The 15760-nt window shown below is 59.9% G+C and carries 15 protein-coding genes; 5 read left to right on the forward strand and 10 right to left on the reverse strand.

The window, feature by feature from the left end; genetic code table 11:
- Window positions 1–111: 111 nt before the first annotated feature.
- Window positions 112–1365 (forward strand): serine hydroxymethyltransferase, encoded by a 1254-nt coding sequence (gene glyA, locus HKK54_RS05825; RefSeq protein ID WP_010174925.1) that lies wholly within the window; start codon window positions 112–114, stop codon window positions 1363–1365.
- Window positions 1366–1548: 183 nt separating this feature from the next.
- On the opposite strand, the gene yjiA is transcribed toward glyA, so the two are convergent.
- The 3 genes from yjiA to HKK54_RS05840 all read right to left on the reverse strand — a co-directional run bounded on the left by yjiA (window position 1549) and on the right by HKK54_RS05840 (window position 4913).
- A complete protein-coding gene (yjiA, locus tag HKK54_RS05830; RefSeq protein WP_010174923.1) occupies window positions 1549–2508 on the reverse strand; it encodes a GTPase in 960 nt (319 codons plus the stop codon).
- Between the two features lie 125 nt (window positions 2509–2633).
- Window positions 2634–2831: a YbdD/YjiX family protein gene (locus HKK54_RS05835; RefSeq protein ID WP_003176208.1), complete on the reverse strand. Its 198-nt coding sequence runs from the start codon at window positions 2829–2831 to the stop codon at window positions 2634–2636.
- A 15-nt stretch (window positions 2832–2846) separates the two neighbouring features.
- Window positions 2847–4913, reverse strand: coding sequence for a carbon starvation CstA family protein (locus tag HKK54_RS05840; RefSeq protein ID WP_010174921.1), 2067 nt, complete (start codon window positions 4911–4913; stop codon window positions 2847–2849).
- A gap of 173 nt (window positions 4914–5086) precedes the next feature.
- Between HKK54_RS05840 and HKK54_RS05845 the strand changes: the two genes are divergently transcribed.
- Window positions 5087–5455 carry a PilZ domain-containing protein gene (locus HKK54_RS05845; protein ID WP_169386347.1) on the forward strand — a complete coding sequence of 123 codons (369 nt, stop codon included), beginning with the start codon at window positions 5087–5089 and terminating at the stop codon, window positions 5453–5455.
- Between the two features lie 115 nt (window positions 5456–5570).
- On the opposite strand, the gene radA is transcribed toward HKK54_RS05845, so the two are convergent.
- From radA to katB, 3 genes are read right to left on the reverse strand one after another with little or no spacing between them, the layout of a single operon-like run.
- Entirely contained in the window at window positions 5571–6938 is a 1368-nt protein-coding gene (gene radA, locus HKK54_RS05850; protein WP_003215821.1) for a DNA repair protein RadA, read from the reverse strand.
- Window positions 6939–6973: 35 nt separating this feature from the next.
- Window positions 6974–7513, reverse strand: a complete 540-nt coding sequence (locus tag HKK54_RS05855) for an ankyrin repeat domain-containing protein (RefSeq protein WP_169386348.1) — start codon at window positions 7511–7513, stop codon at window positions 6974–6976.
- Between the two features lie 56 nt (window positions 7514–7569).
- The gene (gene katB, locus HKK54_RS05860) at window positions 7570–9111 is read right to left on the reverse strand and encodes a catalase KatB (protein ID WP_029616068.1); all 1542 of its coding nucleotides are present in this window, start codon (window positions 9109–9111) and stop codon (window positions 7570–7572) included.
- A 286-nt stretch (window positions 9112–9397) separates the two neighbouring features.
- Between katB and mscL the strand changes: the two genes are divergently transcribed.
- Window positions 9398–9814: a large-conductance mechanosensitive channel protein MscL gene (gene mscL, locus HKK54_RS05865; protein ID WP_010174913.1), complete on the forward strand. Its 417-nt coding sequence runs from the start codon at window positions 9398–9400 to the stop codon at window positions 9812–9814.
- 42 nt (window positions 9815–9856) lie between these two features.
- Here the strand turns inward: mscL and HKK54_RS05870 are convergent, their stop codons facing one another.
- The gene (locus tag HKK54_RS05870; protein WP_169386349.1) at window positions 9857–10633 is read right to left on the reverse strand and encodes a ferredoxin--NADP reductase; all 777 of its coding nucleotides are present in this window, start codon (window positions 10631–10633) and stop codon (window positions 9857–9859) included.
- Window positions 10634–11079: 446 nt separating this feature from the next.
- On the opposite strand from HKK54_RS05870, the gene HKK54_RS05875 reads away from it, so the two are divergent.
- Window positions 11080–11790, forward strand: a complete 711-nt coding sequence (locus HKK54_RS05875; RefSeq protein ID WP_010174910.1) for a helix-turn-helix transcriptional regulator — start codon at window positions 11080–11082, stop codon at window positions 11788–11790.
- A 125-nt stretch (window positions 11791–11915) separates the two neighbouring features.
- Window positions 11916–13040: a methyltransferase gene (locus tag HKK54_RS05880; protein WP_169386350.1), complete on the forward strand. Its 1125-nt coding sequence runs from the start codon at window positions 11916–11918 to the stop codon at window positions 13038–13040.
- Between the two features lie 41 nt (window positions 13041–13081).
- Here HKK54_RS05880 and HKK54_RS05885 read toward each other — a convergent pair whose 3' ends face one another.
- From HKK54_RS05885 to HKK54_RS05895, 3 genes are read right to left on the reverse strand one after another with little or no spacing between them, the layout of a single operon-like run.
- Window positions 13082–13249, reverse strand: coding sequence for a DUF2474 domain-containing protein (locus HKK54_RS05885; RefSeq protein ID WP_010174906.1), 168 nt, complete (start codon window positions 13247–13249; stop codon window positions 13082–13084).
- Window positions 13250–13261: 12 nt separating this feature from the next.
- Window positions 13262–14269, reverse strand: a complete 1008-nt coding sequence (cydB, locus tag HKK54_RS05890; protein WP_008432810.1) for a cytochrome d ubiquinol oxidase subunit II — start codon at window positions 14267–14269, stop codon at window positions 13262–13264.
- A gap of 3 nt (window positions 14270–14272) precedes the next feature.
- Complete coding sequence (locus HKK54_RS05895; RefSeq protein ID WP_010174899.1) at window positions 14273–15712, reverse strand: cytochrome ubiquinol oxidase subunit I; 1440 nt, start codon at window positions 15710–15712, stop codon at window positions 14273–14275.
- Window positions 15713–15760 lie beyond the last annotated feature (48 nt).

The raw sequence follows: 15760 nt of genomic DNA on the forward strand, positions 1-15760 counted from the left end.
CATCCCCAAGTGAATCCCGCTTGTCCGCGACATGATGTCCTTTCATATGCCATCTAAAACCCATTGGGTTAGAATGCGCTTCTTTTCTGCCCCCGATCCTTGAGGACCGCCATGTTCAGCCGTGATTTGACTATTGCCAAGTACGACGCCGATCTCTTTGCCGCCATGGAGCAAGAAGCCGTGCGCCAGGAAGAGCACATTGAGCTGATCGCTTCGGAAAACTACACCAGCCCTGCGGTTATGGAGGCTCAAGGTTCGGTTCTGACCAACAAGTACGCCGAAGGCTACCCAGGCAAGCGTTACTACGGTGGCTGCGAGTACGTCGACATCGTTGAGCAGCTGGCAATCGACCGCGCCAAGGAACTGTTCGGCGCCGATTACGCCAACGTCCAGCCACACGCCGGCTCCCAAGCCAACAGCGCCGTTTACCTGGCCCTGCTGCAAGCGGGCGACACCATCCTGGGCATGAGCCTGGCCCACGGCGGTCACCTGACCCACGGTGCCAGCGTTTCCTCCTCCGGCAAGCTGTACAACGCCGTTCAGTACGGCATCGACGGCAACGGCCTGATCGACTACGACGAAGTCGAGCGCCTGGCGGTTGAGCACAAGCCAAAAATGATCGTGGCCGGTTTCTCTGCCTACTCGCAGATCCTGGATTTCCCACGCTTCCGCGCAATCGCTGACAAAGTCGGCGCCTACCTGTTCGTCGACATGGCCCACGTGGCCGGTCTGGTCGCCGCTGGCGTCTACCCGAACCCGGTGCCATTCGCTGACGTAGTAACCACCACGACCCACAAGACCCTGCGCGGTCCACGTGGCGGCCTGATCCTGGCGCGCGCCAACGCCGAGATCGAGAAGAAGCTGAACTCCGCCGTATTCCCGGGCGGCCAAGGTGGCCCGCTGGAGCACGTGATCGCCGCCAAAGCGATCTGCTTCAAGGAAGCCCTGCAGCCTGAGTTCAAGACCTACCAGCAGCAAGTGGTGAAAAACGCCAAGGCCATGGCCGGTGTGTTCATCGAGCGCGGTTTTGACGTGGTGTCCGGCGGTACTGAAAACCACCTGTTCCTGCTGTCGCTGATCAAGCAGGACATCTCCGGTAAGGATGCTGACGCCGCACTGGGCAAAGCCTTCATCACCGTGAACAAGAACTCGGTACCGAACGACCCACGTTCGCCGTTCGTCACTTCCGGCCTGCGCTTCGGCACCCCGGCTGTGACCACTCGTGGCTTCAAGGAAGCAGAGTGCAAGGAACTGGCTGGCTGGATCTGCGACATCCTGGCTGACCTGAACAACGAAGCAGTGATCGACGCTGTGCGTGAGAAGGTCAAGGCCATCTGCAAGAAGCTGCCGGTATACGGCGCTTGATTGCAGTAGCTTGAATGAAAAGCCCGGCTCAAGAGCCGGGCTTTTTTATGCCGGATTTCAAATTGAAATACGGTTAAGTGTGGGAGCTGGCTTGCCTGCGATAGCGGTGTGCCAGTTAATACACCTGTGACTGACACACTGCTATCGCAGGCAAGCCAGCTCCCACCTTGACCGCATTTCAAGTCAGGGTTGATAGACCCGTGCAAAGCCTTCGCGGATCTTCTCTTCCGGCAACTCGTCGGCAATAAACACAATCACACTTTCCCGCAGCTCGCCTTCGGCCCATTCGGTGTCCCAATCGAACCCGTAGAGCTTCAGCACGCCCTGGAACACCATGCGCCGGTCTTCCCCGGCAATGTTCAGGACGCCCTTGTAGCGCAGCAGTTGCTTGCCGTGGTCTTCCAGCAATTCGTTCATGAACTCGCTGAGCTTGTCGATATCCAGCGGCTGGTCGGTGCGCAGCACCAGGCTGGAAATACGGTCGATGGACGGCGCCTGGCTCACCGGGCGCAGGCTCATGCCGGCGTTCAGGTTGAAGCCGCGCACATCCAGCAGTTCGGCAAGGTCGATCTTGCCGTGCTCCACTACACGAATCGGTGCCCGGCGGTTGATGCGGGTCAGGCGCTCGCTCAGGGCGTCAAAGGTGGCGTTGTCCACCAGGTCACGCTTGCTCACCAGCAGGCGGTCGGCAAACCCGATCTGCGCCTGGGCGATGGTCTGGGTCAGGTGGTGCTCGGCGTGGGCCGCGTCCACCAGGGTGATGATGCCGTCGAGGATGTAGCGCTCGCGCAGTTCTTCATCGATGAAAAAGGTCTGGGCTACCGGGGCCGGGTCGGCCAGGCCGGTGCACTCGATCACCAGGCGGTCGAAGGCGATCTCGCCGCTGTCCAGGCGCTCCAGCAGCAGGTACAGGGCCTTGGTCAGGTCGGTGTGAATGGTGCAGCACACGCAGCCATTGGACAGGGTCATGACTTGCACCGGCTCGCTGCCCAGCAATTGGGTGTCGATACCGGCGTCGCTGAATTCGTTCTCGATCACGGCGATTTTCAAGCCGTGCTCGGCCTTGAGCAGGTGGCGCAACAAGGTGGTCTTGCCAGCGCCAAGAAAGCCGCTGAGGACGGTGACGGGGATGGGGGTTAACAAAACAACGATCTCCCATGCGCTAAAAGAAATGCAGGAGCCCGGCTTGCCGGCGATGGCGGTCTGAAGATCGCTATCGCCGGCAAGCCGGGCTCCTACAGTAGGGTGTTGGGCTCAAATGCGGTGCTTCAACAGCACTTGGGCCCGCCCTTGCCGCCGTAACGGGCTTCCTGGCGTTCCCGGAAGAACGCCTTGTAGTCCATCATCGGCTTGTCCGGGTGTTTGGTTTGCATATGCTCGACGTAGGTGTCGTAGTCGGGCATGCCGACCATCAGGCGCGCGGCCTGACCGAGGTATTTACCGAGGCGACTGATGTCATTGAACATGATTGCAATCCTCTATCAAGCGTCCGGGATGGCCTGGTATGGCGCTTCTTTATCCGTACGTTCCTTTTTGCCCCAGGCGGCAATGCCGACCTTGAGCGCATAGAACAGGATGCTGAAGACCACGAACAGGAACAGCGCCGTCAGCGTTGCGTTGGTGTAGGCGTTCCAGATCACGTGCTGCATCTGGTCGATGCTCTTGGCCGGTGCGAGGATCTGGCCGCCGGCCAGGGCATCGCTGTATTTCTTGGCCAGCGACAGGAAGCCGATCGCCGGGTTGGCGTCGAACAGCTTGATGAAGCCTGCGGTCACGGTGCAGATCAGCAGCCAGACTGCCGGCAGCATGGTCACCCAGATGTAGCGTTGGCGTTTCATTTTGATCAGCACAACAGTGGCGAGCATCAGCGCGATACCGGCCAGCATCTGGTTGGAGATACCGAACAGCGGCCACAAGGTGTTGATGCCGCCCAGTGGGTCGATCACGCCTTGGTACAGCAGGTAACCCCACATGGCCACGCAACCTGCGGTGGCAATCAGGTTGGCTGTCCAGGACTCGGTACGCTTGAGCGCCGGTACGAAGGAGCCGAGCAGGTCCTGAAGCATGAAGCGACCGGCACGGGTACCGGCGTCGACTGCGGTCAGGATGAACAGCGCTTCGAACAGGATCGCAAAGTGGTACCAGAACGCCATGGTGTTTTCACCCGGCAGTACGCTGTGCAGGATCTGCGCGATACCGACCGCCAGGGTCGGCGCACCGCCGGCACGGGCCAGGATGGTGGACTCGCCGATGTCATGCGCCACTGCCTGCAACGCTTCCGGGGTAATCGCAAAACCCCAGCTGCTGACGGTTTGCGCAACGGTCACCACGTCACCGCCCACAATTGCGGCCGGGCTGTTCATGGCGAAGTACACGCCAGGCTCGATCACCGAAGCGGCAACCATTGCCATGATGGCCACGAACGACTCCATCAACATGCCGCCATAACCGATGTAACGGGCGTGCCCTTCACTGGCCAGCAACTTGGGCGTAGTGCCCGAGGAGATCAGCGCGTGGAAGCCCGACACGGCGCCACAGGCAATGGTGATGAACAGGAACGGGAACAGGCCGCCCTTCCACACCGGACCGGTGCCATCGATAAACTGGGTCAGCGCCGGCATTTTCAGCTCTGGCATGGTCACCAGGATGCCGATCGCCAGGGCGATGATGGTGCCGATTTTCAGGAAGGTAGACAGGTAGTCGCGTGGCGCGAGAATCAGCCACACCGGCAGCACCGCCGCCACGAAACCGTAGCCGATCAACATCCAAGTAATCTGGATGCCGGTGAACGTAAAGGCCTTGCCCCATACCGGGTCAGCGGCAATCTGCCCGCCCAGCCAGATCGAGCCCAGCAGCAACAGCACGCCGATGATCGAGATCTCGCCGATGCGGCCCGGGCGGATGTAGCGCATGTAAATGCCCATGAACATCGCGATCGGGATGGTTGCCATCACCGTGAAGATGCCCCACGGGCTTTCGGCCAGGGCCTTGACCACGATCAGCGCCAGCACCGCGAGGATGATGATCATGATCAGGAAGCAGCCAAACAGCGCGATGGTCCCGGGCACGCGGCCCATCTCTTCGCGGACCATGTCCCCCAGGGAACGGCCGTTGCGACGGGTGGACAGGAACAGGACCATGAAGTCCTGCACCGCGCCCGCCAGCACCACGCCGGCGATCAGCCATAACGTACCGGGCAGGTAGCCCATCTGCGCCGCCAGTACCGGACCGACCAAAGGCCCAGCGCCGGCGATTGCCGCGAAGTGGTGACCGAAAAGGATGTGTTTGTTGGTCGGCACATAGTCCAGACCGTCGTTGTTGAGCACAGCGGGGGTAGCCCGCAGTGGATCGAGCTGCATCACATGGTTAGCGATGAACAGACTGTAGTAACGGTAAGCAACCAGATAAATGGCCACTGCGGCGACCACAATCCACAAGGCGTTGATCGCCTCGCCGCGGCGCAAGGCCACTACGCCCAGGGCGCACGCTCCTACGATTGCCAGCAGCAGCCAGGGTAGATGGCGTAGCAGGCTATTATTATTTTTCATTTTTATATTCCAGCCAGGGTGGACAGAAAGACAGCCATCCCGAGTTTAGCGCTACTGGCCTTAAAGGCCACCCCCCTACGTTGGTCTAGAGCCTTGCCGGGGCGAAAAAAGCAGAAATAATCGCCCCATGATGGCGCAGGGCTACAATTCTCTTATCCACAGAGGGTTTCACCATGAGCGAACAGCCTTCAGACCGACGCCGTTTCCGACGGATTGCCTTCGATGCCAAGACCGAGCTGACACAAGACGGCCATGTCTGGCCGGTGCAACTGGTGGATTTGTCGCTCAAGGGACTGCTCGTGCAACGGCCCGAAGGCTGGCAGGGCCATCGCTACGAGTCGTTCGACGTGGATATTCATCTGGACGCCGAGACCGACGTGAAGATGCAAGTGCGGCTGACCCACGACGATCATGCGCAGCTGGGCTTTGTGTGCGAGCACATCGACCTCGACTCGATCAGCCACCTGCGGCGAATAATCGAGTTGAACCTGGGCGATCAGGAAGAGCTGGAGCGGGAATTCGCCGCCTTGCTGGAGATCTGAAAATGTGGGAGCTGGCTTGCCTGCGATGGCGGTGTGTCAGTTTGCATATCAATTAGCTGATACACCGCCATCGCAGGCAAGCCCGGCTCCCACAGGGGTAATGTGTGGCTGGCGACTATTCGAACAGGGCATCCAGCGCCTGCTCCAGGCGGGTCACTCCGATCACCTGCAGCCCCGGCGGCATTTCTTTCGGGGCATTGCCCTTGGGCACAATGGCGCGCTTGAAGCCGTGCTTGGCCGCTTCTTTCAGGCGCTCCTGCCCGCTCGGCACCGGGCGCACTTCACCCGACAGGCCCACCTCGCCAAATACCAGCAAGTCGTGGGGCAACGGCCGGTTGCGCAGGCTGGACATCACCGCCGCCATCAACGCCAGGTCGGACGCGGTCTCCAGCACCTTGACCCCGCCCACCACGTTGAGGAACACGTCCTGGTCATGGGTGGGAATGCCGCCGTGGCGGTGCAGTACCGCCAGCAACATCGCCAGACGGTTCTGATCCAGGCCCAACGTGACCCGACGCGGGTTCGCCAGGTGGCTGTCATCCACCAGCGCCTGGACTTCCACCAGCATCGGCCGGGTGCCTTCCCACGTTGCCATCACCACACTGCCTGGGACTTCTTCCTGAGCGCGGGTCAGAAAAATCGCCGACGGGTTGGAGACTTCCTTCAAGCCCCGGTCGGTCATGGCGAACACACCCAATTCGTTGACCGCGCCAAAACGGTTCTTCACCGCCCGCAACAATCGCAACCGGCCGTCGGACTCGCCTTCGAAATACAGCACCGTGTCGACCATGTGTTCCAGCACCCGTGGCCCGGCCAGCGCGCCTTCTTTAGTCACATGGCCCACCAGGAAAATCGCCGTGCCGCTCTGTTTCGCGTAACGCACCAGCAATGCGGCACTTTCCCGCACCTGGGACACGCCACCCGGCGCCGATTGCAGTTGTTCGGTGAAAATCGTCTGGATCGAGTCGATCACCATCACCTTGGGTTTTTCCAGGCGCGCGGTGGCGATGATGCTTTCAATGCAGGTTTCGGTCATCACCCGCAGCTGGTCCTGGGGCAACCCCAAGCGGCGGGCGCGCATGGCCACCTGTTGCTGGGATTCTTCGCCGGTGACATACAGCGCCGGCATACGGCTGGCGATGCTGCACAGGGTTTGCAGCAGGATCGTGGATTTGCCGATGCCCGGGTCACCGCCGATCAGCACCACCGAGCCGTCCACCAGGCCGCCGCCCAGCACCCGGTCCAACTCGCCGGAGGCTGTGGAGAAACGCGGGATTTCTTCGACGCTGACTTCAGCCAGGGTCTTGATCTGGGTTTGTTGCCCGGTCCAGCCGGAGCGGCCGCTGGGGGCCACGGCGCCGCCACTTTCAATCATGGTTTCGGTGAGGGTGTTCCACGCACCGCATTCAGTGCACTGGCCGGCCCACTTGGGAAAGGTCGCACCGCACTCCGTGCAGCCATACATGCGCTTGGCCTTTGCCATTTGAGAACCTCCAACCGAAAAACCGCGATGATAGCTCAGCGCGGCGCCGGGGTACGGATTTCACCGCTGGCCAAACGTGAAGCGCTGTTACCGATCGGGTCTTCGGCGTTGAGATCGGCGCCCTTGGCTTTCAGTTCGTCCAGCAGCTCCACACGTTTGAACAGCCCGGCATACATGGCCGCCGTTTGTCCGGCGCCGTTGCGCTGGTCGGGGTTGCAGTCGGTGGCAAGCAGACGCTGGGCGATTTTCAGCTCTCCCTTGAAGATCGCCCCCATCAACGCGGTGTTGCCGCGCTTGTCCTGCACGCAGGCATCGGCGCCGGCGGCGAGCAAACGATCCACGTACGCCCCCTCGCCGTGGTAGGCCGCGAGAATCAGCGCGGTGTAGCCTTTTTCGTCCTGGGTGTTCAGCGAATAGCCTGATTCGGTGAAGGTATTGAGCATGTCCACGTCGCCACGGCGGGCCGCGTCGAAGTAGTAATCCTGGAGCTGTGTTTTTACCGCTTCCGGGTCGGACGACTCGGCATGAGCGGTAAAAGCCAGCAAGGCGGTGAATAAAGCGATGTAGATACGCATGGCGTTTCTCCTGCCAGGTGTCGACGCCCCTTCGGGCGCCGACAGGGGCTAACCCATCAGTCCGTCAGTTTTTCAGCCAGCGCCTTGACGCGGGCCAGGTCACCCTTGGCGACTTTGGTCACGCCGGTGCCGTACTCCGGATCAGCCTTGTAGAGGAACGACAGGATGATGTGCTTGCTCTCGTCATCGGTGGTGGCCAGGGAGCCACCAAAGTTGTCGATCAAGTCCTGACGCTCTTTCTTGTTGAACGAGCGGTACAAATCACCGGCCTGCTTGAAGTTCTGCTCACGCTGGATCTTCGCCTGCTGGGTGCTGCCCGACAGGGCCGACTGGCTGTAACGGGCGGTTTGCGGCTCTTCCCGTGGCAGCAGGCGGCTAGGCTGGTAGTTCACGCCGGTGGTGGTTTTGCCGAAGTTCATCGCGCCGTCCTGGTTACCGTTATTGACGGTTACCCGGGGTGCGTTGATCGGCAGTTGCAGAGCGTTTGGCCCCAGGCGGTACATTTGCGTGTCGGCATAGGAGAACACCCGGCCTTGCAGCAGGCGGTCTTCCGACGGCTCGATGCCCGGCACCAGGTTCGCCGGGGCCATGGCCACTTGCTCGGTTTCCTGGAAGACGTTGGCCGGGTTGCGGTTCAGCACCATTTGCCCGACTTTGCGCTCCGGCACGTTTGGCCAGATCTTGGTGGCGTCCAGCGGGTCGAAATCAAACTTGGCCAAGTCCTCAGGTTTCAGCACTTGCACATACAAGTCCCACTTGGGGAAATCACCCTTGTTAATGTGCGTGACCAAGTCATTGGTCATATGGCTGTAATCGCGGCCCTGGACTTCAACCACTTGTTTTGGATCGAGGTTCTTGATGCCTTGCAGGCTCTTCCAGTGAAACTTGACGTAGTGCACTTCGCCCTTGGCGTTAATCAACTTATAGGCATGTACACCGTTGCCATCCATCTCGCGATAACTGGCCGGTGTACCGGAGTCCGAGTACAACTCGGTCAATGTGCGCGTGGACTCTGGAACATGGGAGAAGAAGTCAAAACGACGGGAATCGTCATCCAGGTTAGTGCGCGGGTCAGGCTTAAAGGCATGAACCATGTCCGGGAACTTGATGGCGTCACGAATAAAGAACGTCGGGAAGTTGTTGCCTACCAGGTCCCAGTTGCCTTCGGCGGTGTAGAACTTGGTAGCAAACCCGCGCGGGTCACGCAGGGTTTCCGGCGAATGGTTGCCGTGAACGACCGCAGAGAAGCGCACAAACACCGGCGTGGCTTCACCGGCGGCAAATACCTTGGCCTTGGTCAGGTCGCTGAGGTTGTCGGTGACGGTGAACGTACCGTGGGCGCCGGTGCCACGGGCATGCACCACACGCTCCGGGATACGTTCGCGGTCGAAGCGCTGCAACTTCTGGATCAGTTGCACGTCTTGCAACAGCACCGGGCCATTGGCCCCGGCAGTTTGCGAGTTCTGATTGTCACCGACCGCCGCTCCATTATCGCGGGTGAGGTTGGCGGCGTGTACGGACAGCGAAAGAAGACTGGCGCCCATTACAAGCAGCACCCGTCGCGCAGAAACAGGCCCGCGGCTAATAGGGTTTTTCATCGAGGTATCCTCTGGTTTTTTTAGTGCACATTGAGTTGTGCTTGCCAGAGGCTAGTGACCCGCGAGTCAGAAGATAAATAGAAAAGCCGTACCACCCCGATAAAGAAAATAGTGTGGTAACCCCCTGAAATAGCGGGTATTCCGCGCGCGATTGGTGGCACTTTGCAAACTATTTGCGTTTTAATGTGTCGATAAAAACGGACACTGTTAGCAGTTGTGTCGAGCAAGCCTCGCCACACTGTCTTACACTGGCTTCTACCTCCTCATCTGTAACAAGGAATAACCTATGGGCGTGTTAAGTGAGTTCAAGGCCTTCGCGGTCAAAGGTAATGTGGTCGACATGGCCGTCGGTATTATCATCGGCGCCGCCTTCGGGAAAATTGTTTCCTCGTTTGTAGGCGACGTAGTGATGCCCCCTATCGGTCTGTTGATCGGTGGTGTGGACTTCGGCGACCTGGCCGTCACACTCAAGGCTGCCCAAGGCGATGCGCCTGCAGTGGTGCTGGCATATGGCAAGTTCATCCAGAGCGTGATCGACTTCGTGATCGTCGCGTTTGCGATCTTCATGGGTGTGAAGGCCATCAACCGCCTGAAGCGTGAAGAGGCCGTGGCGCCTACCTTGCCGCCGGTTCCTACCAAGGAAGAAGAGCTGCTGGGAGAGATCCGCGATCTGCTCAAGGCACAGAACAGCAAGCCCGAGTAAGCTCGGCAGATAAAGCAAAGGCGCCTTCGGGGCGCCTTTGTTTTACCAGTAGTTTTCTACGGCCACCTGGCCGGGGCGACGGGTCAGGCTCAGTTGCATGTCGCGTTGCTTGAGCAACTGGCGGGTGTCATCGATCATCTGCGGGTTGCCGCAAATCATCACCCTGGAATGCTCGGGGGTCAGCTCGACGCCGGCAGCGCGCTCCAGTTCGCCATTCTCGATCAGCGTGGTAATCCGTCCATTCAGTGCGCCCGGATGTTGCTCACGGGTGACGATGGGAACGTAAGTGAGCTTGTGGGCGTGTTCCGCCAGGTACTCGCGTTCACCCAGTTCATGGATCAGTGACTGATAGGCCAACTCCCGGGCCTCCCGCGCGCTGTAGACCAGGATGATGCGCTCGAATTTTTCCCACACCTCGAAGTCCTGCAGGATCGACAGAAACGGCGCAATGCCAGTCCCGGTGCCCAACAGCCAGAGATCGCGGCCATCCACAAACCGGTCAAGGGTGAGGAAGCCCGTGGCCTGGCGCTCCACCAACAAGGTATCGCCCTCACGCAGGCGGCTCAGTTCACTGGTGAACTCACCGCCCGGCACCACGATGGAGAAAAAATCCAGGTGCTCATCAAACGGCGAGGACACCACCGAATAGGCACGCCACACAATGCTGCCATCGGCCTTGGTGACGCCCAGGCGCACGAATTGGCCGGCGCGAAATCGAAAGCCCGGGTCCCGGGTCGTACGCAGGGTAAACAGGCTGGGGGTCAGGGATTGCACGTCAAGCAACGTCTGGCGGGTGAATTTTTCAGCACTGGCCGTCATGGGGAACTCCGTTTTGCACAGACCCCTAGTGTCCCTCAAAGCAGCGCCTGGAAACACCGCTGGTTTGTACTGGCATTGCTGCCACGAGGGGCTAGGGATGCAGGTTTTTTCTGAAAAGCTAGAAATAGCAACCCTTCAATTTGTACTAACTATTTAGCTATTAACTCACACCCAATCAGCGCTCAGAGGGTGTAAGGCATATAAACACTATCAAAGTGACATTAATGACAAGCCACTAATAACACTAAACATTCCGCATAAAACACAGACAACTTATACAACACGTTTAACTCTGTAGAGCGCCTGGCCTTCTAAAAGCCCGGCAGGGATAACTAAATTTTCATTTTTACACCCGGCTCGTGTCCTACACTGATTTTCGGGTCGACCCTGAGAGGCGAGCAGTCCCAAGTCACAGATAGAAAGGGAAAACTCATGGAGATGTACAAATGGTCAACTGGCGCAATACTCGCTTACCCAAACTGGAAGGCGAGAACGAAATCACCAGTATGTATGAAGCGGCCCTGAATCTTACTTACGAGCTCGACTTTCAGTACTGCGGATTCATACTCAGTTCTCACCTGCCAAACAACCCAACGAAGACCGTCCGCATCAACAACTATTCAAATGAATGGAACACCCTCTACAAACAACAAGACTACTTTGACCTGGACCCCGTTGTGGCCCATTGCAAGCGCTCGGTGCTGCCGATCGTATGGGACGAAAAAACCTTTTCCTCGGTACCGGACTTATGGGTTCACGCCCAATCCCAAGGCTTGAATTTCGGATGGACCCAGTCAGTCCATGACTTTCAGGGGGTTTTCAGCATGCTGAGCCTGGGACGCGATACCGGCCCTGTAAGCCCTGAAGAACTTTACGAGAAAGCCGGGCAAGCCCTATGGCTTTGTCACGCCCTGCACGCGGTGGTGGCACAGAAGTATGCCGACAAGCCCGGCGTGCAAGCGCCCAGCAAGTTGACCCCGCGCGAGACCGAAATCCTGCAATGGTCGGCCATGGGTAAAACCGCCTCGGACATTGCGACTATTCTTTGCCTGTCAGAACGCACGGTCGGCTTTCATATCAGCAGCGCCATGAAAAAGCTGGGCGTCTCGAACAAGATTGCCGCCGTGATGACCGCGGTCAAGGCCGGTCTGTTTTAAAACACCGAATGTAATCCCCTCAAAAAAAACGTAACATTTGCAGCCAGTTCCGGGTGATGACGCAAGCTCCAAGGGCCGCGTCGCCGTTCACCCAGATGGTCCGTTTACCCAGAGTCTCCCCCGCCATGCCCCTGCTCGACAGCACCTTCGCCCAACTCGACCTGATCCGCCAGCCCGAACAGCACAACGACCCGTTGCAAGCCTTTGATGCGGCCGACGAGTATTTGCTCAGCCACCTGGCGGAACAGCAGCCGACCCCGGCCACTCGCGTGCTGGTGCTCAACGACAGTTTCGGCGCCCTGGCGGCCAGCCTCGAAGGGCATGTGCAGGTCACCTCCAGCGGCGACTCGTTCCTGGGTGCCCTGGGCCTGGAAAAAAACCTGGCGCGCAACGGCAAGGCCTTCGACGCGGTAACGTTCCTGCCCGCCAGCCAGACGCCGGTCGGGCCGTTCGACCGAGTACTGATCCGCGTACCCAAGACCCTGGCCCTGCTGGAAGAACAACTGATTCGCCTGCAGGGCCAACTGGCCCCTGGTGCCGAGGTGATTGCCGGGGCGATGGTCAAGCACCTGCCTCGCGCCGCCGGTGAATTGCTGGAGCGCTACATCGGGCCGATGCACGCTTCACTGGCGGTGAAAAAAGCCCGCCTGCTAATCGCCACCCTGGCCGACCGGCCACACGCCGTGTCGCCCTACCCTACGCGCTATAGCCTGGAAACCCCGGCCATCGAACTGCTCAACCACGCCAACGTGTTCTGCCGCGAAGGGCTGGACATCGGCACTCGCGCCTTTCTGCCGCACCTGCCGAGCAACCTGGGCGGCGCCCGGGTTGCGGACCTGGGCTGTGGCAACGGCGTATTGGCGATTGCCAGCGCGCTGCAAAACCCCGAGGCGCAGTACACGCTGGTGGACGAGTCTTATATGGCCGTGCAATCGGCGGCCGAGAACTGGCGCGCAGCGCTGGGCGAACGTGACGTGCTGATCCGCCCCGGCGATGGCTTGGCCGATCAAGCGCCGCAATCGTTGGACGTGGTGCTGTGCAACCCGCCGTTCCACCAGCAGCAGGTGGTGGGCGACTTCCTCGCCTGGCGCATGTTCCAGCAGGCGCGGGAAGCCCTGGTGGTCGGCGGCGCGCTGTATATCGTCGGCAACCGTCACTTGGGTTATCACACCAAATTGGCGCGCTTGTTCCGCGGCGTCGAGCAAGTGGCGACCACGCCGAAGTTCGTGGTGCTCAAGGCGCGCAAATAAAAAAGCCCTCCATAAAGGAGGGCAATACGTACAACGGGATGTCAGTGGGTGGTCAGGCCCGCGGCATTCATGAACATGCGCATCAGGCTGGCCACCACGAACAGGGCCACGACACTGCCGGTCCAGATCATCGCCAGCCAGCCCAGCCGCTGCCAGAGCGGCTTTTTTTCGGCCTGTTCGATGTCGTGCAACGAAGGTTTGCCGGACATGAGTCAATCCTCCTAGTGGTAACCGTCTTCGTGGGTGACCTTGCCGCGGAACACGTAGTAGCTCCAGAAGGTATAGCCCAGGATGAACGGGATGATGAACAGTGTGCCCACCAGCATGAAGCCCTGGCTTTGCGGCGGTGCGGCAGCGTCCCAGATCGATACCGATGGCGGGATGATGTTCGGCCACAGGCTGATACCCAAGCCGCTGTAACCGAGGAAGATCAGCACCAGCGTCAACAGGAACGGCGTGTAGTGCGCATTGCGGGCCACGGCGCGAATCAGCCCGTACATGGTCACCAGCACCAGGATCGGCACCGGCAGGAACCAGAACAGGTTCGGCAGGGTGAACCAGCGCGAGGCGATTTCCGGGTGGGCCAGCGGCGTCCAGAGGCTGACGATACCAATCACCGCCAGCACCACGAATGCCAGGGGCCGTGCCAGGTTGTGCATCTTCTCCTGCAGGCTGCCTTCGGTCTTCATGATCAGCCAGGTGCAACCCAGCAGCGCATACGCCACGATCAGGGCCACGCCGCAGAACATCGTGAACGGCGTCAGCCAGTCCAGTGAGCCGCCGGCAAACTGGCGGTCGACCACCGGAATCCCATCAATGAACGCCCCCAGTGCCACGCCCTGGAAGAACGTCGCGGCCAGCGAGCCGCCGATGAAAGCCTTGTCCCACAGATGACGCTTGTCGTCCTTGGCCTTGAAGCGGAACTCAAACGCCACGCCGCGAAAGATCAGCCCGATCAGCATCAGCATCAGTGGCAGATAGAGCGCCGACAGCACCACCGAGTAGGCCAGCGGGAACGCGCCAAACAGCGCCGCGCCCCCCAGTACCAGCCAGGTTTCGTTGCCGTCCCACACGGGGGCGACGGTGTTCATCATCACGTCACGGTCGGTCTTGCCCGGGATAAACGGGAAGAGAATGCCGATCCCCAGATCGAAGCCGTCCATGACCACGTACATCATGATGCCGAAGATGATGATCACGGCCCAGATCAGCGGAAGATCAATACCCATGGCTCAGTTCCCCTTGTTCAAGGTGTCGCCGTGATCGGCGTCGGCGCTGTCATCGGCCGCCGACAACGGACGGGCCGGTGTGCGTTTCTGCCCGGGGCCACCGTGGGTGGGCTCGGTGCTTTCGTGGGTCACAGGCCCTTTGCGCACCAGGCGCATCATGTAGCCCAGGCCCGCGCCGAACAGCGCGAAATACACCACCACAAACAACACCAACGTAATGCTCATCTGCGCAAAACTGTGGTTGGACGAGGCGTCCGCCGTGCGCATCAGCCCGTAGACCACCCACGGCTGACGACCGATTTCGGTGGTGAACCAACCGGCGAGAATCGCGATCAGCCCGGACGGGCCCATCCACAACGCCAGGTACAGGAACGGCTTGGACGTGTACATCTTGTCGCCCTTGCGCAGCCAGAGGCTGAACAGGCCGGTGAAAATCATCAGGAAGCCCAGGCCCACCATGACCCGGAACGACCAGAACACGATGGTCGAGTTGGGACGGTCCTCAGGCGGGAACTCCTTGAGTGCCGGCACCTGCTTGTCCAGGGAGTGGGTCAGGATCAGGCTGCCCAGGTACGGGATTTCCACGGCGAATCTGGTTTTTTCGGCCTTCATGTCCGGCCAGCCGAACAGGATCAGCGGCGTGGGCTCGTTGCCGATATTTTCCCAGTGGCCTTCAATCGCAGCGATCTTCGCCGGTTGATGCTTCAGGGTATTGAGGCCATGGAAGTCACCGATCACGGCCTGGATTGGCGCGACAATCAGTGCCATCCACATCGCCATCGAGAGCATGGTGCGGATCGCCGGGTTGTCCTTGCCGCGCAGCAAATGCCAGGCTGCCGAGGAGCCGACAAAGAACGCGGTCGCGACAAACGCTGCCGTGGCCATGTGCATCAGGCGGTAGGGGAACGACGGGTTGAAAATCACGGCCAGCCAGTCGGTGGGAATCACCCGGCCATCAATGATTTCAAAGCCCTGTGGCGTCTGCATCCAGCTGTTGGAGGCGAGAATCCAGAAGGTCGAGATCAGCGTACCGACGGCCACCATCACCGTGGCAAAGAAGTGCAGCTTGCGTCCGACCTTGTTCCAGCCGAACAGCATGACCCCAAGGAACCCGGCTTCGAGGAAGAACGCCGTGAGCACTTCATAGGTCAGCAACGGCCCGGTGACAGCGCCGGCGAAGTCCGAGAAGCGGCTCCAGTTGGTGCCGAACTGATAAGCCATGACCAAACCGGAGACCACGCCCATGCCGAAGTTGACGGCAAAGATCTTCGACCAGAAATGGTAGAGGTCACGGTAAGTGTCGTTGTGGGTCTTGAGCCACAGGCCTTCCAGCACCGCAAGGTAACTGGCCAGACCGATGGTGATGGCCGGGAACAGGATATGGAATGAGATGGTGAACGCGAATTGAATTCGGGCGAGATCTAGCGCCTCCAAACCGAACATAAGTCTTCCTCTGTCAGGTAATACCGAATGCTGGCTGGAGGCCTGCAC

Origin of the sequence: Pseudomonas sp. ADAK13, from assembly GCF_012935715.1 — a bacterium.
Lineage (GTDB): Bacteria > Pseudomonadota > Gammaproteobacteria > Pseudomonadales > Pseudomonadaceae > Aquipseudomonas.